1 protein-coding gene is annotated in these 1578 nt (G+C 55.5%); it reads left to right on the top strand.

Features of this window, described 5'->3' with window-relative positions; translation table 11 throughout:
• Window positions 1-11: 11 nt before the first annotated feature.
• Window positions 12-1578 (top strand): hemagglutinin repeat-containing protein (locus IE082_RS11005; RefSeq protein ID WP_189493956.1); only part of this gene is annotated, 1567 nt, incomplete at its 3' end.

The raw sequence follows: 1578 nt of genomic DNA, 5'->3' as shown, positions 1-1578 counted from the left end.
GCACGAGCAGCATGGATATCACTGCGCGCAATGTCAACAACCGTGGCGGTGTCATTGGCGGGAACAAAGGGGGCACTGTCTCCGTCAGAGCCACAGACACGCTGAACAACATCGGCGGCACCATCCGCGGTGGCACGGTTGCACTCTCGGCCGACACCATCAACATCGCCAGCACCACGCAAACCAGTAGCAGTGGCAACATGGCCAACCGCACCACACGCGGCTACTCATCGACGCGCACCGAGCTTGACCAAACCGGCACAGTGCAGGCACTCGACAAAGACACCACCGTCACGGATAAGGATGGTAAAACCACGACCACACCGGCTTTGACCATGGTCGCCACCAAAGACATCAACCTCACCGCTGCCAATGTCAGCAGCGCAGGCAGTGCACTTCTCTCAGCCGAGAACATCAATTCAAAAACCATCACCACAGGTGACGCCGAACAAGCTGTTTGGGCATGGGACAGTAAGCGCAAATCTGTCGAATCGCGCAGCGACTACGCAGAGACAGGCAGCGTGATTCAAGCCGCGGGCGACGTTACCATGGTCGCTGACAACGCCATCAACCTGCTAGCGGCCAACGTCGTTGCCGATGGCGCGGCCACGCTTGTTGCTGACACCGTCAATATCGAAGCAGGGCGAGCCACCCACGATGACTACAAAGAAGAGTATCGGAAGAAGAAAGGTTTCCTCTCATCTAAAAGTACACACAACATCGATACTCACCACTCAGACACCAGCGTCGGCAGTCAAATCGTCGGTGACAAGGTCAACATCCTCTCAACCAACGACACCAACATCAGCGGCTCGACTGTGTTCGGCACGAATGGCGTCATCATCGACAGTGAGAAGGGCGATGTGAACATCGTTGCGGCACAGGACAAGTTCAACGAAACGCATTTCAGTAAAACCACCAAATCAGGGTTTGGTGCATTGGGTGGCTTCTCGTATGGCAATATGAGCGATGAGAAGGGCATGAAAGGCGCGAGCACGGGTCACACAGGCAGCACGGTGGCCAGTCTCACGGGCGATGTGGACATCAGTGCAGGAAAGGGCAAGGTCAATATTGCGGGTTCGGATGTCAACAGTGCCTTGGGTGATGTGAACATCAAAGCACAGAATATCGTCATCACCGATGTACACGACACCGCCACGCAAGACACCTACACCAAGTTCAAATCAGCGGGTCTGTCGGTTTCTGTCTCCAGCCCCATCATCGATGCGGCGAAGATGGGCAGCACACTAAGNATCGGTGCAGTGGCCGCATCGAGTGCACTGGCTGGTTACAATGCGTATCGCGGCATCACTGAAATGGCCAATAGTCTCACTCGCGAAATAGCCAAGGGGGCGACAGGTAATCCGCTGGGTGCATTGGGTTCGATTTCGATTAGTCTCGGCACACAAAAGTCAGAATCAAAGAGCCACAGTGAGCAAAGTACCAGTTCAGGCAGTACAGTGACGGCAGGTGGCAAGGTCAACCTCACCGCCACGGGCAAAGGCAAAGCCGATGACACACTCGAGAACAACCAAGGCTCGGACATCCTCGTCCAAGGCTCAACCATCGCAGGCAAGG

Origin of the sequence: Formosimonas limnophila (assembly GCF_014652675.1) — a bacterium.
Lineage (GTDB): Bacteria > Pseudomonadota > Gammaproteobacteria > Burkholderiales > Burkholderiaceae > Hydromonas > Hydromonas limnophila.
The sequence above is the reverse complement of the archived record's forward strand: the minus strand, read 5'-3'. Positions and strand labels throughout refer to the sequence as shown.